Source organism: Streptomyces sp. NPDC014864 (assembly GCF_043081525.1).
In the GTDB taxonomy this organism is placed as follows: Bacteria; Actinomycetota; Actinomycetes; order Streptomycetales; family Streptomycetaceae; genus Streptomyces.
The window spans coordinates 604766-630561 of sequence record NZ_JBIBWT010000001.1 but is presented as its reverse complement, the minus strand read 5'-3'; the positions used below and the strand labels follow the sequence as shown (position 1 = coordinate 630561).

The 25796-nt window shown below is 73.1% G+C and carries 25 protein-coding genes; 6 read left to right on the top strand and 19 right to left on the bottom strand.

Going from position 1 to position 25796, the window contains the following annotated elements; translation table 11 throughout:
* Positions 1–27: 27 nt before the first annotated feature.
* Together ACF1A5_RS03010 and ACF1A5_RS03005 are read right to left on the bottom strand one after the other, a co-directional pair.
* Entirely contained in the window at positions 28–612 is a 585-nt protein-coding gene (locus tag ACF1A5_RS03010) for a DNA-3-methyladenine glycosylase I (protein ID WP_392191040.1), read from the bottom strand.
* On the bottom strand, positions 609–962 hold the full coding sequence (locus tag ACF1A5_RS03005) for a DivIVA domain-containing protein (protein ID WP_392191206.1): 354 nt from the start codon (positions 960–962) through the stop codon (positions 609–611). The genes ACF1A5_RS03010 and ACF1A5_RS03005 overlap by 4 nt, the downstream gene beginning before the upstream one ends.
* Before the next feature lie 157 nt (positions 963–1119).
* On the opposite strand from ACF1A5_RS03005, the gene folP reads away from it, so the two are divergent.
* Positions 1120–1980: a dihydropteroate synthase gene (gene folP, locus ACF1A5_RS03000; RefSeq protein WP_392191039.1), complete on the top strand. Its 861-nt coding sequence runs from the start codon at positions 1120–1122 to the stop codon at positions 1978–1980.
* An 82-nt stretch (positions 1981–2062) separates the two neighbouring features.
* On the opposite strand, the gene ACF1A5_RS02995 is transcribed toward folP, so the two are convergent.
* Both ACF1A5_RS02995 and dapE read right to left on the bottom strand, forming a co-directional pair.
* Positions 2063–2821: a TIGR00730 family Rossman fold protein gene (locus ACF1A5_RS02995; protein WP_356195333.1), complete on the bottom strand. Its 759-nt coding sequence runs from the start codon at positions 2819–2821 to the stop codon at positions 2063–2065.
* Positions 2822–2940: 119 nt separating this feature from the next.
* The gene (gene dapE, locus ACF1A5_RS02990) at positions 2941–4020 is read right to left on the bottom strand and encodes a succinyl-diaminopimelate desuccinylase (RefSeq protein ID WP_392191038.1); all 1080 of its coding nucleotides are present in this window, start codon (positions 4018–4020) and stop codon (positions 2941–2943) included.
* A gap of 93 nt (positions 4021–4113) precedes the next feature.
* Here dapE and ACF1A5_RS02985 point away from each other — a divergent pair, with 93 nt between their 5' ends.
* Both ACF1A5_RS02985 and ACF1A5_RS02980 read left to right on the top strand, forming a co-directional pair.
* Complete coding sequence (locus ACF1A5_RS02985) at positions 4114–5091, top strand: heavy metal transporter (protein ID WP_392191037.1); 978 nt, start codon at positions 4114–4116, stop codon at positions 5089–5091.
* A 313-nt stretch (positions 5092–5404) separates the two neighbouring features.
* Positions 5405–5848, top strand: a complete 444-nt coding sequence (locus ACF1A5_RS02980) for an ATP-binding protein (protein ID WP_392191036.1) — start codon at positions 5405–5407, stop codon at positions 5846–5848.
* Between the two features lie 281 nt (positions 5849–6129).
* Here the strand turns inward: ACF1A5_RS02980 and ACF1A5_RS02975 are convergent, their stop codons facing one another.
* Together ACF1A5_RS02975 and fdxA are read right to left on the bottom strand one after the other, a co-directional pair.
* On the bottom strand, positions 6130–7227 hold the full coding sequence (locus ACF1A5_RS02975; protein WP_392191035.1) for a bifunctional succinyldiaminopimelate transaminase/glutamate-prephenate aminotransferase: 1098 nt from the start codon (positions 7225–7227) through the stop codon (positions 6130–6132).
* A 113-nt stretch (positions 7228–7340) separates the two neighbouring features.
* A complete protein-coding gene (gene fdxA, locus ACF1A5_RS02970; RefSeq protein WP_355935930.1) occupies positions 7341–7661 on the bottom strand; it encodes a ferredoxin in 321 nt (106 codons plus the stop codon).
* A gap of 140 nt (positions 7662–7801) precedes the next feature.
* Between fdxA and ACF1A5_RS02965 the strand changes: the two genes are divergently transcribed.
* Together ACF1A5_RS02965 and ACF1A5_RS02960 are read left to right on the top strand one after the other, a co-directional pair.
* A complete protein-coding gene (locus ACF1A5_RS02965) occupies positions 7802–8830 on the top strand; it encodes a GNAT family N-acetyltransferase (protein WP_392191034.1) in 1029 nt (342 codons plus the stop codon).
* A 29-nt stretch (positions 8831–8859) separates the two neighbouring features.
* Positions 8860–9711 carry a tetratricopeptide repeat protein gene (locus ACF1A5_RS02960; protein ID WP_392191033.1) on the top strand — a complete coding sequence of 284 codons (852 nt, stop codon included), beginning with the start codon at positions 8860–8862 and terminating at the stop codon, positions 9709–9711.
* 169 nt (positions 9712–9880) lie between these two features.
* Here the strand turns inward: ACF1A5_RS02960 and ACF1A5_RS02955 are convergent, their stop codons facing one another.
* The 8 genes from ACF1A5_RS02955 to ACF1A5_RS02920 form a co-directional block, all read right to left on the bottom strand.
* Entirely contained in the window at positions 9881–10495 is a 615-nt protein-coding gene (locus tag ACF1A5_RS02955) for a response regulator transcription factor (RefSeq protein ID WP_392191032.1), read from the bottom strand.
* Positions 10492–11682 (bottom strand): sensor histidine kinase, encoded by a 1191-nt coding sequence (locus tag ACF1A5_RS02950; RefSeq protein ID WP_392191205.1) that lies wholly within the window; start codon positions 11680–11682, stop codon positions 10492–10494. Before ACF1A5_RS02950 ends, ACF1A5_RS02955 begins: the two co-directional genes overlap by 4 nt.
* Positions 11683–11687: 5 nt before the next feature.
* Positions 11688–12428, bottom strand: coding sequence for an ABC transporter permease (locus tag ACF1A5_RS02945; RefSeq protein ID WP_392191031.1), 741 nt, complete (start codon positions 12426–12428; stop codon positions 11688–11690).
* Positions 12425–13354 carry an ABC transporter ATP-binding protein gene (locus ACF1A5_RS02940; protein ID WP_392191030.1) on the bottom strand — a complete coding sequence of 310 codons (930 nt, stop codon included), beginning with the start codon at positions 13352–13354 and terminating at the stop codon, positions 12425–12427. Before ACF1A5_RS02940 ends, ACF1A5_RS02945 begins: the two co-directional genes overlap by 4 nt.
* A 266-nt stretch (positions 13355–13620) precedes the next feature.
* Positions 13621–15852 (bottom strand): hypothetical protein, encoded by a 2232-nt coding sequence (locus ACF1A5_RS02935; protein ID WP_392191029.1) that lies wholly within the window; start codon positions 15850–15852, stop codon positions 13621–13623.
* 161 nt (positions 15853–16013) lie between these two features.
* Positions 16014–16433: a DUF6113 family protein gene (locus ACF1A5_RS02930; RefSeq protein WP_392191028.1), complete on the bottom strand. Its 420-nt coding sequence runs from the start codon at positions 16431–16433 to the stop codon at positions 16014–16016.
* Complete coding sequence (mshB, locus tag ACF1A5_RS02925) at positions 16430–17314, bottom strand: N-acetyl-1-D-myo-inositol-2-amino-2-deoxy-alpha-D-glucopyranoside deacetylase (protein WP_392191027.1); 885 nt, start codon at positions 17312–17314, stop codon at positions 16430–16432. The genes ACF1A5_RS02930 and mshB overlap by 4 nt, the downstream gene beginning before the upstream one ends.
* Positions 17315–17386: 72 nt before the next feature.
* The gene (locus tag ACF1A5_RS02920) at positions 17387–17581 is read right to left on the bottom strand and encodes a hypothetical protein (RefSeq protein ID WP_356191760.1); all 195 of its coding nucleotides are present in this window, start codon (positions 17579–17581) and stop codon (positions 17387–17389) included.
* 177 nt (positions 17582–17758) lie between these two features.
* Between ACF1A5_RS02920 and ACF1A5_RS02915 the strand changes: the two genes are divergently transcribed.
* Positions 17759–19888, top strand: coding sequence for a prolyl oligopeptidase family serine peptidase (locus ACF1A5_RS02915; RefSeq protein WP_392191026.1), 2130 nt, complete (start codon positions 17759–17761; stop codon positions 19886–19888).
* Between the two features lie 159 nt (positions 19889–20047).
* Here ACF1A5_RS02915 and ACF1A5_RS02910 read toward each other — a convergent pair whose 3' ends face one another.
* The 5 genes from ACF1A5_RS02910 to ACF1A5_RS02890 are packed head-to-tail and all read right to left on the bottom strand — an operon-like array spanning position 20048 to position 25626.
* Positions 20048–21109 carry an ABC transporter ATP-binding protein gene (locus tag ACF1A5_RS02910; RefSeq protein WP_392191025.1) on the bottom strand — a complete coding sequence of 354 codons (1062 nt, stop codon included), beginning with the start codon at positions 21107–21109 and terminating at the stop codon, positions 20048–20050.
* The gene (locus tag ACF1A5_RS02905; protein ID WP_392191024.1) at positions 21102–22094 is read right to left on the bottom strand and encodes an ABC transporter ATP-binding protein; all 993 of its coding nucleotides are present in this window, start codon (positions 22092–22094) and stop codon (positions 21102–21104) included. Before ACF1A5_RS02905 ends, ACF1A5_RS02910 begins: the two co-directional genes overlap by 8 nt.
* A gap of 6 nt (positions 22095–22100) precedes the next feature.
* Complete coding sequence (locus ACF1A5_RS02900; RefSeq protein ID WP_392191023.1) at positions 22101–23081, bottom strand: ABC transporter permease; 981 nt, start codon at positions 23079–23081, stop codon at positions 22101–22103.
* Complete coding sequence (locus ACF1A5_RS02895; RefSeq protein WP_392191022.1) at positions 23074–23997, bottom strand: ABC transporter permease; 924 nt, start codon at positions 23995–23997, stop codon at positions 23074–23076. The genes ACF1A5_RS02900 and ACF1A5_RS02895 overlap by 8 nt, the downstream gene beginning before the upstream one ends.
* Before the next feature lie 6 nt (positions 23998–24003).
* Entirely contained in the window at positions 24004–25626 is a 1623-nt protein-coding gene (locus ACF1A5_RS02890) for an ABC transporter substrate-binding protein (protein WP_392191021.1), read from the bottom strand.
* Positions 25627–25796 lie beyond the last annotated feature (170 nt).

Here is a 25796-nt window from a genome sequence, read left to right as displayed (position 1 = left end):
TGCGGGCCCGCCCCCTGGACGGCGCGTTCAGGGGCGGCGCGCCACGCACTCCACCAGGTGGTCGTCGACCAGGCCGCACGCCTGCATCAGGGCGTACGCCGTGGTCGGGCCGACGAAGCGCAGGCCGCGCTTCTTCAGGGCCTTGGACAGGGCCGTGGACTCCGGGGTGACGGCGGGCACGTCGGCGAGGGTCTTCGGCGCGGCGCGGCCGGCCGGGTCGGGGGCGTGGGACCAGATCAGGGCGTCCAGCTCGCCGGGGGACCACTCGGCGAGCACGCGCGCGTTGGCGAGGGTCGCGTCGATCTTGGCGCGGTTGCGGATGATGCCGGTGTCGGCGAGCAGACGCTCGCGGTCGGCGTCGCCGAAGGCGGCCACCGCGGCGATCCCGAAGCCGGCGAAGGCGGCCCGGAAGCCGGGGCGGCGGCGCAGGATGGTGATCCAGGACAGGCCGGACTGGAAGGCCTCCAGGCTGAGGCGCTCGTAGAGGGCGTCGTCGCCGTGGACCGGGCGGCCCCACTCCTCGTCGTGGTAGGCGACGTACTCCGCGGCGGACAGCGCCCAGGGGCAGCGCGGGGCGCCGTCCGGGCCCGCGACGGCTGCACCCGCGGTCACTGGTGCCGCTCCTCGTGCGCGGGCTTGTCCAGGCGGGCGTGGGCCGCGGCGGCCTGGGCGCCGGCCAGCGCGGACTCCAGGTCGGCGATACGGGCGTCGCGCTCGGCGAGTTCGGCGGCGAGGCGGCCGAGGGCGTCGTCCACGTCCGCCATGCGGTAGCCGCGGAGGGCGAGCGGGAAGCGAAGACCGTCCACATCGGCGCGGTGGACGGGGCGGTCCGGCGGCAGCGGGTCCCAGAGCCGCTCGGGCGCCGCCTCCGGCAGCGGTCCGGTGCCCTCGCCGCCGCCCACCACCGCGAGGGTCACCGCGGCGACCACGACGGCGAGCGCGACGACCAGGAACAAGAACATAACCATCGCTGGGTCCCCACGGTCGGTGCCGGCGCCCTGGGCGTCGGCGCGGAAGTCTCTGAGCCGAATGTGTCAGGGTCCGATCGTGCCATGCGACGCTGACGGTTAGGGTCGCAGGCGGCCGAAGACCAGGACGTACGAGGAGAGGTCACAGGGGATGCTCAGGCTGGGCAGGCGTGAATTCGGCGCGCACGAGCCGGTGATCATGGCGATCGTGAACCGGACCCCCGACTCCTTCTACGACCAGGGGGCGACGTTCCGCGACGAGCCGGCCCTCGCGCGCGTGGAGCAGGCGGTGGCCGAGGGCGCCGCGATCATCGACATCGGCGGGGTCAAGGCCGGACCGGGGGAAGAGGTGACCGCCGAGGAGGAGGCGCGCCGGACGGTCGGGTTCGTCGCGGAGGTACGGCGGCGCTTCCCGGACGTGGTCATCAGCGTGGACACCTGGCGGGCGGAGGTCGGCGAGGCGGTCTGCGAGGCGGGGGCGGACCTGCTGAACGACGCCTGGGGCGGGGTCGATCCGGGGCTCGCCGAGGTCGCGGCCCGGTACCGGGCCGGGCTGGTGTGCACGCACGCGGGCGGCGCCGAGCCGCGGACCCGGCCGCACCGGGTGACGTACGACGACGTCATGGCCGACATCCTGGAGGTGACGGTGGGGCTGGCCGAGCGGGCGGTCGCGCTGGGGGTGCCGCGGGAGTCGGTGCTGATCGACCCCGGGCACGACTTCGGGAAGAGCACCCGGCACAGCCTGGAGGCGACGCGGCGGCTGGACGAGATGGTGGCGACGGGCTGGCCGGTGCTGGTGTCGCTGTCCAACAAGGACTTCGTCGGGGAGACGCTGGACAAGCCGGTCAAGGAGCGGGTCCTCGGGACGCTGGCGACGACGGCGGTGTCGGCCTGGCTGGGCGCCCAGGTGTACCGGGTGCACGAGGTGGCCGAGACCCGGCAGGTGCTGGACATGGTGGCGGCCATCGCGGGCCACCGCGACCCCGCGGTGGCCCGGCGCGGGCTGGCGTAGCGGAGCCCTCCCGGGCGCCCGCCACGCCGGTCGCGTCCGCCACGCCGGCCGCGCGGGCCCGGTGCACGCGCCGGCCGGGCCCCTAGCGGCCCGCCTCCTTCGACACCAGCGCGACCGCCTCCTCCACGTCGTCCGTGACGTGGAAGAGGGTCAGGTCGGCCTGCGCGGCCTTGCCCTGCGCGATCAGGGTGTTCTCCAGCCAGTCCACCAGGCCGCCCCAGTAGGCACTGCCGAACAGGACGATCGGGAAGCGGGTGACCTTCTGGGTCTGGACGAGGGTGAGGGCCTCGAAGAGTTCGTCGAGGGTGCCGAGGCCGCCGGGCAGCACCACGAACCCCTGCGCGTACTTGACGAACATCATCTTCCGCACGAAGAAGTAGCGGAAGTTCAGGCCGATGTCGACGTAGGGGTTCAGCCCCTGCTCGAAGGGGAGCTCGATGCCCAGGCCCACCGAGGTGCCGCCGGCCTCGCAGGCCCCCTTGTTCGCCGCCTCCATCGCGCCCGGACCGCCACCCGTGATCACCGCGAAGCCCGCCTCGACCAGGCCCCGGCCCAGGCGCACCCCGGCGTCGTACTCCGGGGAGTCCACCGGGGTGCGGGCCGAGCCGAACACGCTGATGGCGGGCGGCAGTTCGGCGAGCGTGCCGAAGCCCTCGATGAACTCCGACTGGATGCGCAGGACGCGCCAGGGGTCCGTGTGCACCCAGTCCGTGGGAGCCCGCTCGTCCAGCAGCCGCTGGTCCGTGGTGCTGGCCTGGACCTGTCCCCTCCGCCGGAGGACCGGTCCCAGGCGCTGCTCCTCCGGTGGCCGTCGCCTGCCCTCGGGGTTGCCGGTAGCCATGTGCGCTCCCTCCGCTTGCCGTGTTTCCACCTCAGCGTAGATCTACGCGGGTTACCGGCGGGGGACCTCGGCGTGTCCGCCGTGAAGAGCCAGGGGGGCCGGGCGGCTCGGCGGACCCCTCAGCTCGTCAGCCAGGACCTCAGTCGGTCCTCACCCACCAGGATCTTCGCGGTTTCCACCCGTTCGTCCCGCTTGTGCGCCAAGTGCGGGTTGCCGGGGCCGTAGTTGACCGCAGGGATGCCGAGCGCCGAGAAGCGCGACACGTCCGTCCAGCCGTACTTGGGCTGCGCGGTGCCGCCGACCGCCTCGATGAAGGCCGCCGCGGCCGGGTGGTCCAGCCCCGGCAGCGCTCCGCCGCTGTGGTCCTCCACCACGAACTCCTCGACCCCGCAGCCGGCGAAGACCTCGCGCACGTGGGTGATGGCCTCCTCCTCCGTACGGTCCGGCGCGTAGCGGAAGTTGACGGTGACGACGCACTCGTCGGGGATGACGTTGCCGGCCACTCCCCCGCCGATACGCACCGCGTTGAGGCCCTCCCGGTACTCCAGACCGTCGATGACCGGGTACCGGGGCCGGTACTCCGCGAGCCGGCGGAGGATCGGGGCGGCCGCGTGGATCGCGTTCGAGCCCATCCAGCCGCGCGCCGAGTGGGCCCGCTCGCCCGTGGTCCTCAGCAGCACCCGCAGGGTGCCCTGGCAGCCGCCCTCGACCTGGCCGTCGGAAGGCTCCAGCAGGACCGCGAAGTCGCCGCGGAGCCAGTCGGGGTGCGCCTCGGCGACGTGCTTGAGGCCGTTGAGGTCGGCGGTGACCTCCTCGTTGTCGTAGAAGACGAAGGTCAGGTCGCGGTTCGGGGCCGGGACGGTGGCCGCGATGCGCAGCTGGACCGCCACGCCGGACTTCATGTCGCAGGTGCCGCAGCCCCAGAGCACGCCCTCCTCGTCCAGCCGCGAGGGGACGTTGTCCGCGATCGGCACCGTGTCGATGTGGCCCGCGAGGATCACGCGCTCGGCGCGGCCCAGGTTCGTCCGCGCGACGACGTTGTTGCCGAGGCGGTCCACGGTCAGGTGCGGCAGAGCGCGCAGCGCGGCCTCGATCGCGTCGGCGAGCGGCTTCTCGGTGCCGCTCTCCGAGGGGAAGTCGACGAGCTGCGCGGTGAGCCGCGCGGCGTCCAGCGTGAGGTCAAGCGGGGTATCGGCCATGGCCTCGACCCTAACCCCCGAACCCTCCGTGTGCTGCGGCACATTGCCCCCACAGGACTCATCGGTCCCGGCAGCCTCCAGTACCTTGTACGCGTGTCAGAGCCGTCCCCCACCACCAAGCGCCACGGCCGCCTCGTCCGGTTCGGGGCGGCCCTCGTGGTCCTGCTCGCGCTCGCCGGCTACCTCACGGTGCAGTACCTCACGGGTGGCACCGGGACTCCGGGCTGCAAGGTCGTCTCGGGCAAGGGCGACGGCGCGTCGTACCAGTTCACGCCGGAGCAGGCGGTGAACGCGGCGACGATCTCGGCCGTCGGCACCGGACGCGGCATGCCGGAGCGGGCCGTGGCGATCGCGCTGGCCACCGCCCTGCAGGAGTCCGGGCTGCGCAACATCCGGCACGGCGACCGGGACTCGCTGGGCCTGTTCCAGCAGCGGCCCTCGCAGGGCTGGGGAACGCCGAACGAGATCATGGACCCGACGTACGCGTCGGGTGTCTTCTACGAGCATCTGGCCAAGGTCCCCGGCTACACGCGGCTGCCGCTCACCGTGGCCGCGCAGCGCGTGCAGCGCAGCGGCTTCCCGCAGGCGTACGCCAAGCACGAGCCGGACGCCACCCTGCTCGCCGCCGCCCTCACCGGGCGCGCGGCGGGCACGCTGACCTGTACCGGCCGCCCGGGCGCGACCCGGACCACCGGTTCGGACGCGGTACGGGCCGCGCTGATGCGGGACTTCGGGCGGGACGTGGTGCAGGAGGCCGGTGCCGAGGTGGGCGGCGCGCCGTCGCCCACGCCGACGCCGAGCGCGGCCTCCGGAGGGGCCGGACGGACCGTGACCCTGCCGGTGTCCCCCGGAGTCGGCTCCACGGCCGGACACAGCTCGCGGGAGCGGGGCTGGCAGCTGGCGCACTGGGCGGTGGCCAACGCCTCCGCGCTGCACATCGAACGGGTTTCCTACGCCGGGCGGGTGTGGACCGCCGGGCTCACCGACAGCCGGTGGCGCGAGAGCGGCACGCAGGGCGCCGGCGGGCCCGAGCGGGGCGCGGGCGCGGTCCGGATCGTCACTGCGCAGTAGTGCGGATCCTCACCCTCCAGGGTTACGCGGGACAGGGCCGGGCGGGGTGGTGCGCGGGTTTTCGCGCGCTCACGTCCCTGGGGTCGGAATCCCTTGGGGACAAAGGGCGGTAAGGATTCGGCAGACTTTCGCACCGGACGCCCTTTGTCCCCTTTTGAGGGCAGCCGATAATGCGACGCATTGCCAACTCTTTACGTTGGCTCGCCGCAACCTTCGCGGACTTCGAGCGGTAGTCACTGCGTCCGAGCCCGGTCGGGACGAACTGCCCGGCGCGGCTGGACACTTCATCTTTTCCTCCCGTCGAAGGAGCAATATGTCCCTCCCCCTGACCCGCCGGATCGCCCGTGCCGCGCTGCTCGTCGCTGCGGGAGCGGCTGCCGGGGTCGGTGCGGCCGGCTCCGCCAGTGCGGCCCCCGAACTGCCCGCCGCCCCGAACCTGGGTGGGCTGACCGCCCTGGACGGGGCGAGCGTCGGCAACACCGCGGACAGCGCCGCGCAGCACGTCGCCGGGGTCGCGGGCGACAGCGGCGGCAAGGCGCTCAAGCAGGCGGTGCCGGCCGCGGGCAAGACCGGCGGCAAGGTCGTGAAGCAGGCGACGCCGGTGACGCGGAAGACCGCCGGGGAGGCCACCGGGGCGGCCGGTGGGCTGCTGGGGGACACGGCCGGGACGGCCACCAAGGGAGGGCTGCCGACGGACTCCGTGGGCAAGGGGGTGCCGGGGCAGCCGCTGCCCGTGAAGGGGCTGCCGCTGGGCTGATGACCGGTGGGGTGCGGTGACGGGGTCCAGGGGTCGTCCCTGGGCCCCGTCGCCTTCCCGGTGCCCGGCGCCGCGGACGGGCTTCCCTCGGCGGGGGGCCGGGGTGGGGTGACCGGAGCCCGGCGCTGGACGTGCTTACGTCGGCGGAGCCGGGGTGGGGTGACCAGTGCCCGGCGCTGCAGGCCGTGCCCACCCGTTCCGCCCTGCGGAACGACTGCCCACGGCAGGGGGCAGGGGGCAGGGGGCAGGGGGCTGTGGCGGGGGGGCGGTGGACTGTGGGGTCAGGCCGACAGACGGGTTGCTGCTGCCGCGACGCGTTCGTCTGTGGCTGTCAGGGCTACGCGGACGAACCGGGCGCCCGCTTCGCCGTAGAAGTCGCCCGGGGCGACCAGGATGCCGCGTTCGGCGAGGTGCGCGACCGTCTGCCAGCAGGACTCGTCGCGGGTGGCCCAGAGATAGAGGCTCGCCTCGCTGTGCTCGATTCGGAAGCCGTGGCCCAGCAGGGCCTCGCGCAGGACCGTGCGGCGGGCCGCGTACCGCTCCCGCTGCTCGCGGACGTGGGTGTCGTCGCCGAGCGCCGCCACGGCCGCCGCCTGGGTGGGCGCCGAGGTCATCATGCCGCCGTGCTTGCGGATCTCCAGCAGGGGCCCGAGGACCGCCGGGTCGCCGGCCAGGAAGGCGGCGCGGTAGCCGGCGAGGTTGGAGCGCTTGGAGAGGGAGTGGACCGCGACGATGCCGTCGTAGGAGCCGCCGTTCACGTCCGGGTGCAGGACCGAGACCGGGTCCGCCTCCCAGCCCAGCTCCAGGTAGCACTCGTCGGAGAAGAGCAGCACGCCGTGCTCGCGGGCCCACGCCACGATCCGGGTGAGCTCCTCCTTGCCGAGAACCTGGCCCGTCGGGTTCGACGGGGAGTTCAGCCACAGCAGCTTCAGGCCCTCGGGGTCGAGCCGCGTCGGGTCGTCGTAGACCTCGTACCCGGCGCGGGCCAGGCGGGCGCCGACCTCGTAGGTCGGGTAGGCCAGACGCGGGAAGGCCACCCGGTCGTCGGGGCCCAGGCCCAGCTGGGTGGGGAGCCAGGCGACCAGTTCCTTGGAGCCGACGATCGGCAGCACGTGGCGGTGGGTGACGCCCCGGGCCCCGAGGCGGCGCCCGACCCAGCCGGTGATCGCGTCCCGCAGCTCGGGCGTGCCCCACACGGTCGGGTAGCCCGGCGAGTCGGCCGCGGCGACGAGCGCCTTCTGGATCAGCTCGGGGACCGGATCGACCGGGGTGCCGACGGAAAGGTCGACGATGCCGTCCGGGTGGGCCGCGGCCGTCTTCTTGTACGGCTCCAGCTTGTCCCAGGGGAAGGTGGGAAGACGATCGGAGACTGCGGACACGGGATCGGGCTCACTTTCTGCTACGGCAAACGCCCCGGCCCCGTGCGGCGGTCCGAACGCTCGGGGCGATCAGGCCGCACGGGACCGAGGCGGCGCGGTGGGGCCGCCGGGCGTTACTCGCCCTGCGGCGGCAGCGCGGCGATCAAGGGGTGGTCGCGTTCGATCAGCCCGAGCTTGCTGGCGCCGCCGGGGGAGCCGAGCTCGTCGAAGAACTCGACGTTGGCCTTGTAGTAGTCCTTCCACTCCTCGGGAGTGTCGTCCTCGTAGAAGATCGCCTCGACCGGGCAGACCGGCTCACAAGCTCCGCAGTCGACGCATTCGTCCGGGTGGATGTACAAGGACCGCTGGCCCTCGTAGATGCAGTCGACCGGGCACTCCTCGATGCACGCCTTGTCCTTGACGTCGACACAAGGCTGCGCGATGACGTAGGTCACGCTGTCGTTCCTCCTCGATAGGGCGCTGGCGGGCCTCCACAGGCTCCGCCGCCTGGCGCGCGGGAGCGCGGCGTCGTCGATGCCCGCCCCTAGTATCTCCGTTCCTGGGCATGATCCGAACAGGAGGGGTGAACCGACCCGTGGAAATCTCTGCATCAGGACGCCTCGAGGTCCGTATCACCGCTTCTGACGTGGGAAAACGAGTCTCCGTACGGCGCTTGAGCGAACCTGGAGCGCCGGGTGAGAAGTTCACCGACACGGTAGGGGTTCTCGCATCATGGGACGACGGTGTGCTGCTGATCACACGGAAGAGCGGCGAAACCGTCCGCATCGCGGAATCCTCGCTGGTGGCGGGCAAGGTCGTGCCCGCCGCGCCGGCCCGCCGCCGGGGCCCCGCGGCCTCGTACGAAGAGCTGGCGCGGGTCGCCGCCCGGGCGTGGCGGCCGGTGGAGAGCGAGCGGCTCGGGGAGTGGGAGCTGCGGGCCGCCGGCGGGTTCACGCGGCGGGCCAATTCGGTGCTGCCGCTCGGTGACCCCGGCCTTCCGCTCGACGAGGCCCTCTCCGCCGTACGACGCTGGTATGGCGAGCGCGGGCTGCCCGCGTACGTCCAGACCGCGACCGGCGCCGAGGGCGCGCAGGAACAGCTGTGCGTGGAGCTGGAGCGGCGGGGCTGGGTGCGCGAGGTGACCGCCGAGCTGTGGATCGGGGCGACGGCACCGGTCGCCGACCGGGACCCGGGCTCCGGGGTCGTGCTGTCCCGCACGGCCGACGAGGCGTGGCTTGCACGTTACCGGCGCAAGGGGGTGAGCGAGGTGGCCCTGAAGGTGCTGGGCAGCGGGCCCTCGGTGTGGTTCGCGACGGTTCCCGGCGCGCCCGGCCGGGCGCCGGCCGCGATCGGGCGGTGCGTCGTGGACGGGCGCTGGGCCTCCTTCGCCGCCGTCGAGGTGGACCCGGCGCAGCGGCGGCGCGGGCTGGCCACGACCGTGATGGCCGCGCTGGCCCGGCAGGCGCTGGACGAGGGCGCGTCGGCGGCGTGGCTGCAGGTCGAGACCGACAACGCGGGGGCGCGGGCGCTGTACGCCGGGATGGGCTTCGCCGCGCACCACGCCTACCACCACTACCGCGAGCCGGACCCGGAGCCGGGGACGCCCGGCGCCCGCGGCTCGTGACGATCACCGGGAAAGGGTACGAGCCGGTCATGCGACCTCCCTGTCCCCCGCCGCCCGACCGGTCCGCGCAGCTGCGGCGCCGGTTCGCCGAGGAGGCGCGGGCCGAGCGGCCCGATCTCTCGCTGCTCTGCCTGCTGCTGGGCGCGGAGGCCGACGGCACGCTGGACGAGGCGGGCATGGACGCGGCACAGATCGAGCTGGACCGGCTGGCGGGGCGGCTGCCGTACCGGCCGGGCGGACCGCGCGCATGGGCCCAGGCGCTGTGCGAGCTGCTCGGCGAGTGCTGCGAGTTCCGCGGCTCCGGCGCGGACTACCGGCGGCTGGAGTCCTCGCTGCTGCACGAGGTGCTGCGGCGGCGACGCGGCCTGCCGATCCTGCTGTCGGTGGTGTGGATGGAGGTCGCGCGCCGCGCGGGGGCTCCGGTGTACGGGGTCGCGCTGCCCGGGCACTTCGTGGTCGGGTTCGGGACGGCGGAGGAGCAGGTGCTCGCCGATCCGTTCGACGGCGGGCGGGTGCTCACGGGGGCGGACGCCGAGCTGCTGGTCGTCGGGGCGACGGGGGCGCCGCTGCACCCGTCGATGCTCGTGCCCGCGACGCCGCTGGACGTCGTGCTGCGGATCCTCAACAACATCCGCGCGTGGGCCGCGGCCCGCCCCGAGCGGTCGGACGTGGCGCTGTGGGCGGTGGAGCTGTCCCTGCTGCTGCCCTCGCACCCGGCGCGGCTGCGGTACGAGCGGGCTCAGGTTCTGGTGCAGCGCGGGGAGTTCGTCGGCGGGGCCGTGGAGCTGGAGGCGTACGCGGAGCTGGTGGCCGCGGTGGACGAGACCGCGGCTCGGCGGGTGCGGGAGCAGGCGCGGGCTGCGCGGGCCCGGCTCAACTGAATCGGGGGTGCCTTGTCGGCGGGGCTCCTGGTGCCTGTACGCCGTGGGGGTGCGGCCGGGTGGGGGGTGCGGGTGAGGGAGTGGCTGGTCGCGCAGTTCCCCCGCGCCCCTGGGTTGGCTGGTGGGGGCCGGAGTTCTCGGCGCGCCCTCTGAGGGTGCTCCTCGGGGGTTACAGCCAGCCCTTTTCTCTGGCGGTGCGGGCGGCTTCGGTTCTGTTGCGTACCGCCAGTTTCTGGATGGCTGTCGAGAGGTAGTTGCGGACCGTGCCCTGGGAGAGGTGGAGGGTCGCAGCCAGTTCGGCGTTGGTGGAGCCGTCGGCCGCGGCGCGCAGCACCTCGCGTTCGCGGTCGGTCAGCGGGTTGGCGCCCTCGGCGAGGGCCGCGGCGGCCAGGGTGGGGTCGATGACCCGCTCCCCGGCGAGCACCTTCCGTACCGCCTCGGCCAGTTGGGCGGCGGGGGCGTCCTTCACCAGGAAGGCGTCGGCGCCGGCCTCCATGGCCCTGCGCAGGTAGCCGGGGCGGCCGAAGGTGGTGAGGACGACCAGCTTGAGGGCGGGGAGTTCGCGGTGCAGCACGGCGGCCGCCTCGATGCCGGTGCGGCCGGGCATCTCGATGTCGAGCAGGGCCACGTCGACGTCGTTCGCGCGCGCCGCCGCCAGGACCTCGTCCCCGCGCGCCACCTGGGCGACGACCTCGATGTCGTCCTCCAGGCCGAGCAGGGCGGCCAGTGCCTCGCGGACCATCGACTGGTCCTCGGCGAGGAGGACCTTGATCGTGCTGCTCATGCCGGGGATCCTACGTCCACGGCGGCCGTGGCGGGCGTGCGGGCGACGAGCCGGAAGCCGTGCCGGGACCGGCCCGCCTCCAGTGTCCCGCCGGCCTTGGCGAGGCGTTCGGTCAGGCCGGTCAGACCGTTGCCGGGTCCGCTGCCGGAGCCGCCCGATCCGTTGTCCTCCACGGACAGTTCGAGCATCGGCCCGTCCAGCGTCTGCCGCCGCACCACCTCCACCGCGCAGCGCCGGGCGCCGCTGTGCCGTACGACGTTGGTGACCGCCTCGCGCAGCGCCCAGGCGAGGGCGGACTCGCTCTCCTCGGGCACGCCGTCGAGGTCGGGTTCGGCGGGCAGTTCGGCGGTGACCCCGGCCGCCGTCAACGCGACCCGGGCGCCCGCGAGTTCGGCGGACAGCCGGGGGCGCCGGTAGCCGGTGACGGCCTCGCGCACGTCGACGAGGGCCTGCCGGCTGACCTGTTCGATGTCGGCGATCTGCTGGGCGGCCTTCTCCGGGTGGGCGGGGAGCATCCGGCCGGCCAGCTCGCTCTTCAGCGTGATCAGGGAGAGCGAGTGGCCGAGCAGGTCGTGCAGGTCGCGGGCGAGCCGCAGGCGCTCCTCGTTGGCGGCGAGCTGGGCGACGGTGGCGCGGGCCTTGCGCAGTTCGACCGTGGTGCGCACCAGTTGCCGTACGCCGGTCATCGCGAAGCCGACGAGCAGCACCAGGATCAGGGTCCATCCGTCGCGCGCACCGGTGCGCAGACCCATGAGCAGCATGGCGACGGTGGTCAGCGGGATCGTCCAGTAGGCGGTGCGCAGCGGGAAGACCACGCCGCAGGTCACCGACACGTACACGAAGAGACCGATCCAGTGTCCGCCGAGGGTGAGGCACAGGACGACGGCGAGCGTGCCGAGCACGGCGACCAGACAGGCCACGACCGGCTCGGAGAACTGCCGGCCCATGTTCCTGAACACCAGCGTCAGGTAGATCCCGGCGAAGGCCAGCAGCCCCGCCCAGCCGGCCACGGTGGCGCCGGTCGTATGGGCGCGGGAGACAAGGTCCTGCACCGGCGAGCTGAGGAAGATCAGCCAGGGCAGGATCCACACGAGCTTGCGCAGGGCCTCGCCCCCGGTCCGGGGCGATTCCCCCATGCGCATGAGCCGCTCCGCCCGGGCTTCGCCGGACCGCAGGTCGTCCGTCATGGCGCTCACGCCTTCAGCGTGTCCTTCCGGTACAGCCACGCCGCGCCGCCCGCGAACAGGGCGAAGAAGACGGCGAGGATGGCGATGTCCTGGGCGTGCGGGGCCCGGCTCTGCTCGATGGCCTGCCCGAGGGCAGCGTACGCGTGCGTGGGAAGCCACTTGGCGATGTCCTGGAGCCAGGCGGGGAAGGTGGTGGCCGGCATCCACAGGCCGCCCAGCAGCGAGAGGCCGAAGTAGACGATCATCGTGATCGGGCGGACCGCGTCCCCACTTGCGAGGTAGCCGAGGGCCACGCCCAGCGCGGCGAAGACGAGGCTGCCGGCCCAGATGGCGCCGGTGAGGGCGAGCCACTGCCAGGCGTCGAGGCGGACGTGCTTCACGCCGGCCGCGACGACGAAGACGACCACGATGGACGGCAGGCTGACCACGGCCGCGCTCGCGGTCTTGGCGAGCACGTAGCCGCGCCCCGGCAGGCTGGTCAGCCGCAACTGCCGTACCCAGCCGCTCTCCCGCTCCTTGGCGATGCGCTCGCTGTTGCCCATGAGCACGGCGGTCAGGGCGCCGAAGGAGGCCATGGAGACCATCATGTACGTCGGCAGGGTCAGCCCGGTGCCGTCGACCTTGGCGGCGCTGTCCGCCTTGCCGGCGACGATCAGGAACAGCAGCGAGGGGTAGAGCACGGAGAAGAACAGGAACTTGCGGTTGCGCAGGGCGCGGGCGAGTTCCAGCTTGATCAGACTGGTCACGGCTGCCTGGCCTCCTCGGCCTCGGTGATGGCGACGAACGCCTGCTCGAGCCCGAGCCCGGCGACTTCGAGATTGCGGGGGTAGACGCCGAGCCCGTACAGGGCGTGCACGGTCGCGTCGGCGTCGGCGGACTGGATGCGGACGGTCCGGCCCGACACGTCGATCGAGGTCAGGAACGGCAGGCCGCGCAGGGCCGCCTCGTCGACGGGGTCCGCCAGGTCGAAGGAGACGCGGCGGGCGCCGGCCTTCGCCTTGATCTCGGCGGCGGTGCCGTCGGCCAGCAGCCGTCCGCGATGGAGCACGAGCACCCGGTCGGCGATCGCGTCCGCCTCCTCCAGGTAGTGCGTGGCGAAGAGCACCGTGCGGCCCTGGTCGGCCTGCTCGCGCATGGTGGTCCAGAAGGCCTGGCGGGCGGAGACGTCCATGCCGGTGGTCGGCTCGTCCAGGACGATCAGGTCGCTGTCGCCGGCCGTGGCGAGGGCGAAGCGGACGCGCTGGGCCTGGCCGCCGGAGAGCTTGTTGACCTTGCGGTCGGCGATCTGGGAGATTCCGGCGCGGGCCATCACGTCCTCGACCCGGTACCGGCGGGGGTGCAGGTCGCAGCCGAGCTTGACCAGTTCGGCGACGGTGACCTCCTCCATCAGCCCGCCGCTCTGGAGCATGGCGCCCACCCGCCCGGCGACGATCGCCTCGCGCGGGCCGGCGCCGAAGACGGTGACCGTGCCGCCGTCGGCCTGCTTGAGGCCGAGCAGCAGATCGAGGGTGGTGGACTTGCCGGCGCCGTTCGGACCGAGCAGCGCCACGGTCTCCCCCGGGTGCAGGGCGAGGGTCAGACCGTCCACGGCCCGTACGTCCCCGTAGCTCTTGGTCACCTGGTCGAACCCCGCCACCGTGTCCGTGGCGGTGCTCTCCGCTGTCGTTGTCATGCTCCCCATCGTGGCCGTCGGGCCGGGGCACCGGGCAGTGTCGGGGGTCCTGAACGGTGGATGACAGATGTCATACGGGACGGGTGACAGGTGCGGCCGGTACGAGGAGGGCACCCGGTGTCCGTGCCGGACCGGGTGCCCTCCTCGTACCGTGCGCTCGCCAGGGCCTGTCCGGCGGATCAGGCCGGCTCCCGGCAACGGTGTCTCCTCAGCCCCGCGATTCCGGCACGATCCGCCGGACAGGACCTCTGGCTGGGGTTCGTCCGCTAACTGGGGTTCGTCTGGATGACGCCCACCCGATTGGTGGTGCTCAGCAGGGCCGGGCGCAGCGCGCTGATCACGTCCTGGACGGTGACGGCCGTCTTCTGGCCGGTGCCCCGGGTGACCAGGACCCCGTCGAAGGTGCTGCCGTAGAGCTCCTTCAGCGCCGCCTGGTCGTAGTACTCGACGAGCTTGCCGTTCACGGCCTTGACCCCGAGGAACTTCCACAGGGACTTCTGCGGGCTGAACGCCACGACGTGTGCCCCGTCGGGGGTCTTCAGGGTGACCTTCGCGGACATCGCCGGCCGCGCGAACTGCTTCATCATCCGGTCGACCTCGGCGTTGGAGACCGTCGGCCGGCGCATGGTGGTGGGCAGCTGCACCGGTGTGCCCGGCCCCGACTCCACCGCGGTGCGGTACGCCTGCTCGACGGTCTTGGTCGACCCGGCGACGTCGACGCCCTTCCCCGTCCTGCCGTAGACGGGGACGGCCTTGCCGGACTCGAACTTGATGGTGCCGTCCGAGGAGACTGCGCCGCCCGAGGCGTTCTGCAGGGCCACCTGGAGCTTCTCCTCGTCGACCGGCATGACCGGGTCGACGACGCGCTCGCCGCCGAAGAGCGAGCCGATCACGGAGACCGGGTTGTAGTCGCTCTTCGCCGCCGCGCTGGCCGTGGCCTGGGTGTCGAACTGGAGGCCGGCCTGGTCCGGCTTCAGGGTGAGGGTCCTGCCCTCGACCGACAGCTTCAGCGGTGTCTTGACCCGATCGCCGAAGGCGTCGTCGAGCTTCTTGACCGCGTCGTCACGGGTGCCGCCGCCGATGTCGACGCCGAGCACGGTGGTGCCCTTGGGCACGTCGGAGTGGTTCATCAGCAGGCCGGCGCCGTAGGCGAGACCGGCGAGGGCGACGAGGCCGCCGCCGACCAGCGCCACCTTGTTGCGGCCCTTCTTCTTGGGCGCCTTCTTGTTCGAGGCGGCGGGGGCGTTCGGCGCGAGCGGCTCGGGCAGCCTCGGGGGCGTGTGCGACAGCGAGCCGTCACCGCCGGGGCCCGGCCGGAACGGCGTGTTCAGGCCGGCCGGCACGACGGGGATGCCGCTGGTGACGGTGTGCCCGGAGACGTTGTCGGGCCGGTTGCCGTAGCCGGGCGTGCCCGGCTCGGGGGCCGGCTGCTGCGGGGTGAGGATCGCGGTGTCGTCGCTCAGTCCGCCGCCCGGGTGGCCGGGGTGCGCGCCGGGGGCGCCGCCCGGTCCGGCCGGGTGACCGCCTAGGGGTGGCACCCGGGGGCCGTCCCCGGTGACCGGACCGGCGGTGGGGCCCGCGGGACCCTGCGCACCGGCCGGGCCGCCGGGCCGGGGGAAACCGCCGGTGTCGCCCGGGCCGCCGTAGCCGCCCTGCCCGTTCGGGCCGCTCCGACCGCTCTGCCCGTTCGGGCCCGTCGACGCGCTCTGGCCCTCCGTGAAGTACGGCAGGTCGTCGCGGCGCGGCTCGCCGCCGGGGCGGGAGCCGCCGCCCCGCGGGCCCGCCGCCAGCGCCTCGGTCACGTCGAAGGAGCCGGTGCCGCCGCCGTGGCCCGGCGCGACGGGACCGCCGGTGGCCCCGGGCAGCCCGGCGCCGCCGGTGGAGCCTGGACGCGGCCCGCCGCCGGGCCGGGAGCCGCCCGGCACGCTCATGGAGCCGACGACGCCGCCCGGGCGGGCGCCGGCGCCCGGAGCGCCCGCACCGGCCGTGCCGGAGCCGGACGCGCCCGGACCGCTGCCGGAACCGGTCGGAGGCGCGCCCGAACCGCCGGGCAGCCCCGCGCCGTTGGTGGAGCCGCCGCCCGGCCCGCTCTTGGCGGGGCCGGACTTGCGGGGCGCGAACCAGTCGCTGGTCGGCTTCTCGTCGGCCGCGGCCGGTGGCTCGGCGGCCGGCTCCTGGGGAGCGGGGGACGGCGCGGCGGCCGGTGCCTGCGCTTCGACGCCGCTGTCCTCGGCCGCGTTCTCGGCCCCGGAGCCGGACCCGGCGACGGGCTTGCGCATGACGACGGGCGGGATGGGCCGAGACCCGGGGATGTTGATCCGGATCCGGGTCGTCAGCGTCGTCTCGGTCTTGCGTTCCTCCGGCTGCGCGGCCGAACGGCCCGCGTCCGCACCGTTGTCGGAGACCATGGGCGTGCCGTACGGCGGGGTCCCCGAGGGGTAGGCGGCTCCGCCGCGCCCGTTGGGCCCGGAGGACGGAGTGTCAGTTTCACGACTCAAGGCAGGTTCTCCCGGTTGGCTCCGCCGCCCGACACGACCTCACTTTGCTCGAGCGGCTCGGCGGCGCGCACCACCATACTGGCCACTTCTGGCCTGTATCCCCTGACCGCCGGGGAAACCCGCACCGGACCCGCACGCGCAAGCCGGGCAGAAGTAGGACGTCACTTGCCATGTCGGACGTCGGCGCCGTCCGGTTGCCGGCCCGGACCCAAGGTGGCGCAGATCACAGCAAGTGCCATGCCGCCGAGCAGGAAGAGATAGGAGCCGCCGCCCGCGGCGAAGAGGAAGTCCCCCTCGGGCCGGCTGGCGGTGAGAAGGACCACGGCGACCATCCAGCCCGCGGCGGGCGCCACCGCCCCGGCCCGGCTGCGCACGGCCCGCGCCCCGCCCAGGAAGAGCCCGGCGGCACCGGCGAGGGCGAGCAGCAGCCCGCCGGGGAACCAGGCGGGCTGCACCAGCGCCCCGGCGACGGCGACCACCGCGCCGAGCACGAAGAGTCCCAGGTAGGCGGCGAAGCGCCCGGCGGAGGGCGGCCTCAGCGGCTGGGCCAGCAGGGGGCCGCCGCGGTCTGCCGGGTTCACGACGCCTCCTCGATCCCCGCGAACAGGTCGGTCTCCCGCTCCCCGGCGCGCCCGCCGCGCACCAACTCGTAGTACTCGGTCCCGAAGAGGGGCTGCGCGAGCTCGTTGGAGAGCGCGAAGTACGGCTCGGCGACCTCGATCTGCGTGGCGTGCGCGCGCATCGCGGCGGCCTTGGCGGCGGTGTACCCGGCGCCGCCGTCGATCTCGGTGGTGATCCGCTCGTCGTCCACGACGCCGGGAAGGTCGTCGACGGAGGCCGGCTTGGCGAAGGGGAGGCCGGACAGGTCGTCCTGGAGCCGGGCGAAGGCGGCGTCGGCGACGGAGCGCGGCATCCGGTTCCAGTAGACCTTGGCGATCCGCCAGGGCTCGCCGAGATCGGGCCGCACGGCGGCGTCGGCGGCCAGGTCGGCGGCGCGCATGGCGACGCGGTGCGCCTTGATGTGGTCGGGGTGGCCGTAGCCGCCGTGGTCGTCGTAGGTGACGAGGACCTGGGGGCGTACCTCGCGGATCACCGCGACGAGGTGCTCGGCGGCCGCGTCGATGTCGGCCTGCCACAGGCAGCCCGGGTCGTCGTTGTCGGCGAGGCCCATCATCCCGGAGTCCCGGTACCGCCCGGCGCCGCCGAGCAGCCGGACGTCGCCGACGCCCAGCTCGCGCAGGGCGGCGTCGAGCTCCTGCCGGCGGTGCGCGCCGAGCGCGGCACCGCTCAGCCGCCGCAGCCCGGGCGGGATGACCTCCCCCCGCTCGCCGAGGGTGCAGGTGACCAGGGTCACCCGGGCGCCCTCGGCCGCGTAGCGGGCCATGGTCACGCCGTTGTTGATCGACTCGTCGTCCGGGTGCGCGTGCACCAGGAGCAGACGCCGGGCGGGCAGTTCCGTCATGGGGTCCAGCCTACGAGGCGTCCGCCCGGACGGCGCCGCCGCCGGCGCGGGGGTGCGCGGTGGGCGACGTGGTCAGAACTTGAGGCTGCCGATCATCCCCGCGATGTTCGTGGTCAGCTCGCTGATCGTGGGAGCGACCGTCGAGGAGGCGAGGTAGAAGCCGAGGAGCATGCACACGATGGCGTGACCGGCTTTCAATCCCGACTTCTTGATCAACAGGAAGACGATGATCGCCAGCAGCACCACCGCCGAAATCGAGAGTGCCACGGCGGCTCACCTCCAAAGATCCCAGGACACGGGGGGTTCGGACTATGGGGGCAGATAAATCCACACAGGGAGCAGCAGGTTCATACCCACTATGCGCTAGTGATCATAACTATCCGTACGTGCGCATCGATCGGCGCACGGCCGCACAAGGGGGCGCATGGCCAATATGGTCGTGGCATGACGACCGAGCCTGTCTCCTTCCCCCGACGGCACGCGCGGACCCAGCGGTTCACGCTCGGCGCGCCGCGCGCGTTCACCGTGGCGCCCGACGCGTCCCGCGTCGCGTTCCTGCGATCGAACTCCGGCACGGACCGGGCGCATTCCCTGTGGGTGCTCGATCTGGCGGACGGCCGGGAGCGGGTGGCCGCCGACCCGCGGGCCCTTCTCGGCGGTACCTCGGAGCACCTGTCGCAGCAGGAGCGGGCGCGCCGGGAGCGCAGCCGCGAGGGTGGTGCCGGGATCGTGGGCTATGCCACCGACACGGCCGTGGAGTTGGCGTCCTTCGCCTTGTCAGGGCGGCTTTTCACGGCGGAGCTGCGGGCCGGCACGGCACGTGAACTCCCGGTCCCCGGGCCCGTGATCGACCCCCGCCCGGCCCCCGACGGGCGGCATGTCGCCTACGTCGCCGGGGGCGCCCTGCGGGTGGTGGGCGCCGAGGGCGAGGGCGACCGGGCGCTCGCCGAGCCTGAGCCGGCGGAGGGCGAGGGCGAGGTCTCCTACGGGCTGGCCGAGTTCATCGCGGCCGAGGAGATGGACCGGTCGCGGGGGTTCTGGTGGGCTCCGGAGTCGGACCGGCTGCTGGTGGCGCGGGTGGACGACACGCCGGTACGGCGGTGGTGGATCTCCGATCCGGCGCACCCGGAGAGCGAGCCGCGGCGGGTCGCGTACCCGGCGGCGGGCACCGGCAACGCGGAGGTGCGGCTGTTCGTGCTCGGCCTGGACGGGACGCGCACGGAGGTCCTCTGGGACCGCGCCCGCTACCCGTATCTCGCCCGTGCGCACTGGTCAGCGGCGGGTGCGCCGCTGCTGCTGGTGCAGGCGCGGGACCAGCGCAGCCAGTTGTATCTGGCCGTGGACCCGGACTCGGGGGCGACCCGGATGGTGCACGCCGACGAAGATCCAACATGGCTGGATCTTTTCCCTGGGGTGCCCAGCTGGACCCCGTCCGGCCGGCTCGTGCGGATCGCCGACGAGGGCGGCGCGCGGCGCCTGGTGGTCGGCGAACGCCCGCTGACCGGGCCGCAGTTGCACATCCGGGCGGTCCTCGACGTGGCGGACGACGACGTACTGGTCTCGGCCTCGGCGGGCGAGGAGGCGGCCGCCGAGGAAACCGGCGAGGTGCACGTCTACCGGGTCAACGAGCTCGGCTGGGAGCGGGTCTCCCAGGAGCCCGGCGTGCACGCGGCGGTACGCGCCGGGAGCGTGACCGTACTGGTCTCCGCCACGCTCGACCGGCCGGGCGCCCGGGTCCGGGTGCTCCAGGACGGCAAGCAGACGGCGACCATCGCCTCCCATGCCGAAGATCCCGGTTTGTCCCCGCGTGTGACCCTCACTCAGGGGGGCGCACGCCGAATCCCGTGCGCCGTGCTTATGCCTACGGACTACCACGGTGACACTCCCCTGCCGGTCCTGATGGATCCCTACGGCGGCCCGCACGGCCCCCGCGTGGTCGCCGCGCACAACGCGCACCTGACCTCCCAGTGGTTCGCCGACCAGGGTTTCGCGGTGGTCGTCGCGGACGGCCGCGGCACTCCCGGCCGCTCCCCCGCCTGGGAGAAGGCGGTCCACCACGACTTCACGCTCAGCCTGGACGACCAGGTCGAGGCCCTGCGGGACCTCGCGCGGACCCACCCGCTCGACCTGTCCCGGGTGGCGATCCGCGGCTGGTCCTACGGCGGCTACCTGGCGGGCCTGGCCGTGCTGCGCCGTCCCGACGTCTTCCACGCGGGCATCGCGGGCGCCCCGGTCACCGACTGGCGGCTCTACGACACCCACTACACGGAGCGGTACCTGGGCGACCCGGCCGCGCATCCGGAGTCGTACGCCAGGAGTTCCCTGGTCACCGACGAAGGCCTGGCCGAGCCCGCCGAGCCGCACCGTCCGCTGATGATCGTGCACGGCCTGGCCGACGACAACGTGGTGGTCGCCCACACCCTGCGCCTGTCCTCCGCCCTGCTGGCCGCCGGCCGCCCGCACGAGGTGCTCCCGCTGTCCGGCGTCACCCACATGACCCCGCAGGAACAGGTCGCGGAGAACCTGCTGCTGCTCCAGGTGGACTTCCTGAAGCGTTCGCTGGGCCTCGCCTGAGCGCGGGCGCACGGCAACGGGCCGGGGCGACTTGGTGCGCCCCGGCCCGTTCACGGCACCCGCACGGCCGTACGCTGTTCAGCCTGACGCGTCCGTATATCGGTGCCGCTTCCATGAAGTTGCCTGCGTGTTAACGCAGTTGATGGTGCTTTGTACGGGCTACACGGTCACCAGGCCGTGCTCCGGCGGGGGTTCCTCGGGCGGCACCACCTGCCTCTCCTCGGCGAAATGGCAGGCCGAGTCGTGCGCCGCGGGCCCGCCGGCGGGCCGGAACCAGGCGGGCACCGCCAGCGCCGGCACCTCCGTCGCGCACCGCTCCCGCGCCTTCCAGCAGCGGGTGCGGAAGCGGCAGCCGGAGGGGATGTCGGCCGGGGACGGCACGTCGCCGGTGAGGATGATCCGCTCGCGGCGCTCCCGGGCCTCCGGGTCGGGCACGGGGACCGCCGAGAGCAGCGCCTGGGTGTAGGGGTGCGTGGGATGGTCGTAGATCTCGGTGTCGGTGCCGGTCTCCACGATCCGCCCCAGGTACATGACGGCGACCCGGTCCGAGATGTGCCGCACGATCGACAGGTCGTGCGCGATGAAGACGTAGGAGAGGTCGAACTCGGCCTGCAGCCGCTCCATCAGGTTGACCACCTGCGCCTGCACCGACACGTCCAGCGCGGAGACCGGCTCGTCGGCGACGATGATCTCGGGGCGCAGCGCCAGCCCCCGGGCGATGCCGATGCGCTGGCGCTGACCACCGGAGAACTGGTGCGGGTAGCGGTCGACGTGCTCGGGGTTGAGACCGACGACGTCCAGCAACTCCCGGACCCGGCGCCGCCGGTCGCCCTTCGGGGCGGTCTCGGGATGGATCTCGAACGGCTCCTGGACGATGTCGCCCACCGTCATCCGCGGGTTGAGGGAGGTGTACGGGTCCTGGAACACCATCTGGATGTTGCGCCGCACCGCCTTCAGTGCCCGGCCCGACAGCCGGGTGATGTCCTCGCCCCGGAACCTGACCGAACCGGCCGTCGGCCGCTCCAGGTTGCACAGCAGACGGGCCACCGTGGACTTGCCGCAGCCGGACTCCCCGACGATGCCGAGGGTCTCCCCCCGGCCCAGCTCGAAGTCGACGCCGTCGACCGCCCGGACCGCGCCGACCTGCTTCTTGAAGAGGATGCCCCGGGTCAGCGGATAGTGCTTGACCAGCCCGCTCACCTCCAGGATCGGCTCAGCCATGCAGGCACTCCCTCCAGAAGTGGCAGGCGCTCCCTCGCGTCCCGGCCGCGGCCCCGCCCTCGTCCACCGGGTACAGCGGCGGCACGTCCGTGCGGCACACGTCCCGGGCCATCGGGCAGCGCGGATGGAAGGCGCACCCGGGCGGGATGTGCGTGAGGCTGGGCGGCAGGCCCTTGATGGCGTACAGCTCCCGCCCCTTGAGGTCCAGGCGCGGGACGGAGTCCAGCAGGCCCCGCGTGTAGGGATGGGCGGGCGCCTTGTAGAGGTCGTGGACCGGCGCCGACTCCACGATCCGGCCCGCGTACATCACCGCGATCCGGTCGGCGACGTCGGCGACCACGCCCAGGTCGTGGGTGATCAGGACGAGCCCCATGCGGTACTCGCGCCGCAACTCCGCGAGCAGGTCCATCACCTGGGCCTGCACGGTCACGTCGAGTGCGGTGGTCGGCTCGTCGGCGATGATCAGCTCCGGCTCCAGCGCCAGCGCCATGGCGATCATGATGCGCTGGCGCATACCGCCGGAGAACTGGTGCGGGTAGTCGCGCACCCGCTGGGCGGCGGCCGGGATGCGCACCCGGTCCATCAGCTCCACGGCCCGCGCCCGCGCGTCCCCGCGGGACATCCCGCGGTGCACGACGAACATCTCGGCGAGCTGGTCGCCCACGGTGAGCACGGGGTTGAGGGCGGACAGCGCGTCCTGGAAGATCATCGCCATCCGCGCGCCCCGGATCCGGCGCCGCTCCTCCTCCTTCAGCCGCAGCAGGTCCCGGCCCTGGAAGAGGATCTCGCCCCCGGTGATCCGCCCCGGCGGGGTGTCGAGGATGCCCATGACGGCCTGCGCCGTCACGGACTTGCCCGAGCCGGACTCCCCGAGCACGGCGAGCGTCTCGCCGGCGTCCACCTGGTAGGAGACCCCGTTGACGGCGTGCGCGACGCCGTCCCGGGTCCGGAACTCCACGTGCAGGTCCCGCACTTCGAGCAGCACGGCGGCTCACCTCAGCTTCGGGTCGAGGGCGTCGCGCACCGCGTCGCCGAGCATGATGAACGCGAGCACGGTCACCGCCAGCGCGCCGGAGGGCCACAGCAGCGCGTGCGGGGCGTTGCGGACGTAGGGCGAGGCGGCGGAGATGTCGATGCCCCAGGACACGCTCGGCGGCTTCAGCCCGACTCCCAGGTACGACAGGGTCGCCTCGAGGGCGATGTACGTGCCGAGCGCGATGGTCGCCACCACGATCACCGGTGCCACCGCGTTGGGCGCGATGTGCCGCAGCAGGATGCGGGCGGGTGAGGCGCCCAGGGCGCGGGCGGCCTGGACGTAGTCCTGCTGCCGGGCGGTGATGACCGAGCCGCGCGCGATGCGGGAGATCTGCGGCCAGCCGAGCAGCACCATGAAGCCGATCACGGGCCAGACGGTGTTGCTGCTCACCACCGACAGCAGCACCAGGCCGCCGAGGACGACCGGGATCGCGAAGAAGACGTCGGTCGCCCGGGACAGGAACCCGTCCCAGGCCCCGCCGAAGAAGCCCGCGAGGCCGCCCAGCACCGACCCGAGGAGCGTGACACCGAGCGTGGCGCACATGCCGACCGTGACGGACGCCCGGGCGCCGTGGACGGTGCGGGTGTACACGTCGCAGCCCTGGCCGTCGAAGCCGAACGGATGGCCGGGCCGGGAGCCCTCCTGCGCCTTGGCCAGATCGCACTGGAGGGGGTTGCCGGGGGCGATCAGGGACGGCCACAGGGAGATGACGACCAGGAAGCAGATCACCAGCGCCGACACGACGAAGACCGGGTTGCGGCGCAGGTCGTGCCAGGCGTCGGACCACAGGCTGCGCGGCCTGCCCCGCCGTTCCGGCCCGCCCCGGCCCCGCGGGGGCCCCTCCAGGGTCGTCGCCTCGCCGGCCGCGAGGTCCATCGCGCCGCCCATGCCGGTCCCGGCGATGGCGCCCTCGGACGGGTGGGGCTGCTCAGGCATAGCGGATCCTCGGGTCGAGTACGGCGTAGAGCAGGTCGACGAGGAGGTTGGCGATCAGGAAGACCAGGACGAGGACCGTCACGAAGCCGACCACGGTCTGGGTGTTCTGGCGGAGGATGCCCTGGTAGAGCTGGTAGCCCACGCCGTGGATGTTGAAGATGCGCTCGGTGACGATCGCGCCGCCCATCAGCGCGCCGATGTCGGCGCCGATGAAGGTGACGACGGGGATGAGCGAGTTGCGCAGCAGGTGCCGGCCCACGACCCGGCGCCGTGGCAGGCCCTTGGCGATCGCCGTGCGGACGTAGTCCGACCGGCGGTTCTCCGCGAGGGAGGTGCGGGTCAGCCGGGTCACGTACGCCAGGGAGACGGAGGCGAGGACCAGGCCGGGCACGATCAGCTCGCCGAACGTCGCCTGCGGGGAGACCGACGGTTTGATCCAGCCCCACTGGACGCCGAGCAGGAGCTGGAGCAGCAGCCCGGTGACGAAGGTGGGGACGGAGATGACCACGAGGGTGAGGACGAGGACGCTGGTGTCGAGGGGCGTCCCGCGCCGCAGCCCGGTGAGGACGCCCAGGACGATGCCGATGACGATCTCGAAGAGGATCGCGACCACGGTCAGCCGGACGGTGACGGGGAACGAGGCCGCCATCAGCTCGGTCACCGGCTGGCCGTTGAAGGCCGTCCCGAAATCGCCGGTGAAGACGTTCCCCATGTAGGTCGCGTACTGCTGCCACAGCGGCCGGTCGAGGCCGAACTCCCGCCTCAGCTGGGCGGCTGTCGCCGGGTCGCACTGCCGCTCGCCGCACAGGCCCGCGACGGGGTCGCCCATCACGTTCACCATCACGAAGATGAGCAGCGTCGCCCCGACGAACACCGGGATCATCTGCAGCAGGCGCCTGATCACATAGCGTCCCACGGCCGCTCAGCCGACCTTGATCTCGTCGTAGACCGGGACGCTGAAGGGGTTGAGCGCCACGTTCGACAGTCGCTGCGAGTAGCCCGCGCTGCCGTTCTGGTACCAGAGCGGGATCGCCGCCATGTTGTCCCGGACCACACCCTCGGCCTGCTGGAAGAGCCGGACGGCCTTCGCCCGGTCGGTCTCGGCGTTGGCCCGGTCGACGAGGCGGTCGAAGTCCTTGTTCGACCACTGGCCGTCGTTGGAGGAGGCGCCCGTGTAGTACAGCGGCTGGAGGAAGTTCTGGATGAGCGGGTAGTCCATCTGCCAGCCGGCCCGGAACGGGCCCGCCATCTTGTGCCGGCCGATCTGGTTGCGGAAGTCGGCGAAGGTGCCGATCGGATTGCCCACGCAGGCCGTGTCGTTGCCGAGGGCGTTGTTGATGGAGTTGCACACGGCGTCCACCCACTGCTTGTGCGAGCCCGTGTCGGCGTTGTACGTGATCTTCACCTGGCCGCCGGGGATGCCGCCGCCCTCCCGGATCAGCTGCCTGGCCCGCGCGGGGTCGTAGTCGCAGGCGCTTCCGCACAGACCGGCCTTGTAGCCGCCGTCCGCTCCGAGCACCGGCGAGGTCCAGTCGGTGGCCGGGGTACGGGTGTTGCGGAAGAGGGTCTCGGTGATCTGCCTGCGGTTGATGGCCATGGACAGGCCCGTGCGCACCTTCCGCGCCCCGCCGGTGTCCCACCTCTTGTCGTAGTAGGGGAAGGCCAGCGTCTGGAGAATCCCGGCCGGGGTGTTGATGTAGCGGCCGTCCAGGTCGGTCCTGACGTTCTTGAGCTGGGTGGCGGGCACGTCGTCGACGAGGTCGAGATTGCCGGCCAGCACGTCGGTGTACGCGGTGTTGCTGTCGGTGTAGACCATGAGGGTCACACCGTCGTTGCGGGCCTTGTCTTCGCCGGGGTAGGCGTCCCACTTGCGCAGGGCCATCGCGGAGCCCTTGGTGTACGACTCGATCCGGTACGGCCCGTTGCCGACCGGCTTGCTCAGCCAGGCCGCGTGGTCGGTGAAGAACGCCCTGGGGAGCGGGGCGAAGGCCGGGTAGCCGAGGGTGTCCGGGAAGGTGGAGAACTTCTGGCCCAGCCGGACGGTGAAGGTCCTCGGGCCGGTGACCTTCAGCCCGGAGAGGGTGTCGGCGCGCTGCGCGCCGCGGTCGGGGTGGACCTTGCCGTAGCCCTCGATGTAGCCGAAGAAGTACGCGTTCTTCTGGTTGTTCCGCAGGCTCGCGCCGTAGTTCCAGGCGTCGACGAAGGAGCGGGCGGTGACCGGCTCGCCGTTGCTGAACTTCCAGCCGTCCTTGACGGTGATGGTGAAGTTCCGCGAGTCGCGGGTCTCGATCCTCTCGGCGAGCATGTTCTCGGCCTTGCCGGTCCTCGGGTCGTACCGCTTCAGCCCGCGGAAGATCATGTCGAGGACCTTGCCGCCCTGCACCTCGTTGGTGTTGGCGGGCTCCAGCGGGTTCTGCGGGTCGCCCCAGGACGAGGTGAGCACTCCGGCGCCGCCGCCGACACCGACACCGGTCCCGCAGGCGGCGGGCGCGAGCACCGCGGCCACCGCGCACGCGGTCCATCGGGCGTGCCGGGCTCCGCGCATGGGGTGCCTCCTCGAGAGTGCGCTGTGCCGCCTGCGCCGGGGCGCGGAGAGGTCCCGCACATATCAGCACATGAACGTCACATCGCCCCCGCGCCTCGCGGGTCGGCGCCGGACACCAGCCGGATGGACTACCCGGCAGGAGCGCGGCCGTTCGGCCTGCCGAGGCCCGC

Coding starts and splice junctions, on each gene's coding strand:
- ACF1A5_RS03005 (WP_392191206.1), bottom strand. CDS start 962: ATGTTCTTGTTCCTGGTCGTCGCGCTCGCCGTCGTGGTCGCCGCGGTG.
- folP (WP_392191039.1), top strand. CDS start 1,120: ATGCTCAGGCTGGGCAGGCGTGAATTCGGCGCGCACGAGCCGGTGATC.
- ACF1A5_RS02995 (WP_356195333.1), bottom strand. CDS start 2,821: ATGGCTACCGGCAACCCCGAGGGCAGGCGACGGCCACCGGAGGAGCAG.
- dapE (WP_392191038.1), bottom strand. CDS start 4,020: ATGGCCGATACCCCGCTTGACCTCACGCTGGACGCCGCGCGGCTCACC.
- ACF1A5_RS02980 (WP_392191036.1), top strand. CDS start 5,405: ATGTCCCTCCCCCTGACCCGCCGGATCGCCCGTGCCGCGCTGCTCGTC.
- ACF1A5_RS02960 (WP_392191033.1), top strand. CDS start 8,860: ATGCGACCTCCCTGTCCCCCGCCGCCCGACCGGTCCGCGCAGCTGCGG.
- ACF1A5_RS02955 (WP_392191032.1), bottom strand. CDS start 10,495: ATGAGCAGCACGATCAAGGTCCTCCTCGCCGAGGACCAGTCGATGGTC.
- ACF1A5_RS02950 (WP_392191205.1), bottom strand. CDS start 11,682: ATGACGGACGACCTGCGGTCCGGCGAAGCCCGGGCGGAGCGGCTCATG.
- ACF1A5_RS02940 (WP_392191030.1), bottom strand. CDS start 13,354: ATGACAACGACAGCGGAGAGCACCGCCACGGACACGGTGGCGGGGTTC.
- mshB (WP_392191027.1), bottom strand. CDS start 17,314: ATGACGGAACTGCCCGCCCGGCGTCTGCTCCTGGTGCACGCGCACCCG.
- ACF1A5_RS02915 (WP_392191026.1), top strand. CDS start 17,759: ATGACGACCGAGCCTGTCTCCTTCCCCCGACGGCACGCGCGGACCCAG.
- ACF1A5_RS02910 (WP_392191025.1), bottom strand. CDS start 21,109: ATGGCTGAGCCGATCCTGGAGGTGAGCGGGCTGGTCAAGCACTATCCG.
- ACF1A5_RS02900 (WP_392191023.1), bottom strand. CDS start 23,081: ATGCCTGAGCAGCCCCACCCGTCCGAGGGCGCCATCGCCGGGACCGGC.
- ACF1A5_RS02890 (WP_392191021.1), bottom strand. CDS start 25,626: ATGCGCGGAGCCCGGCACGCCCGATGGACCGCGTGCGCGGTGGCCGCG.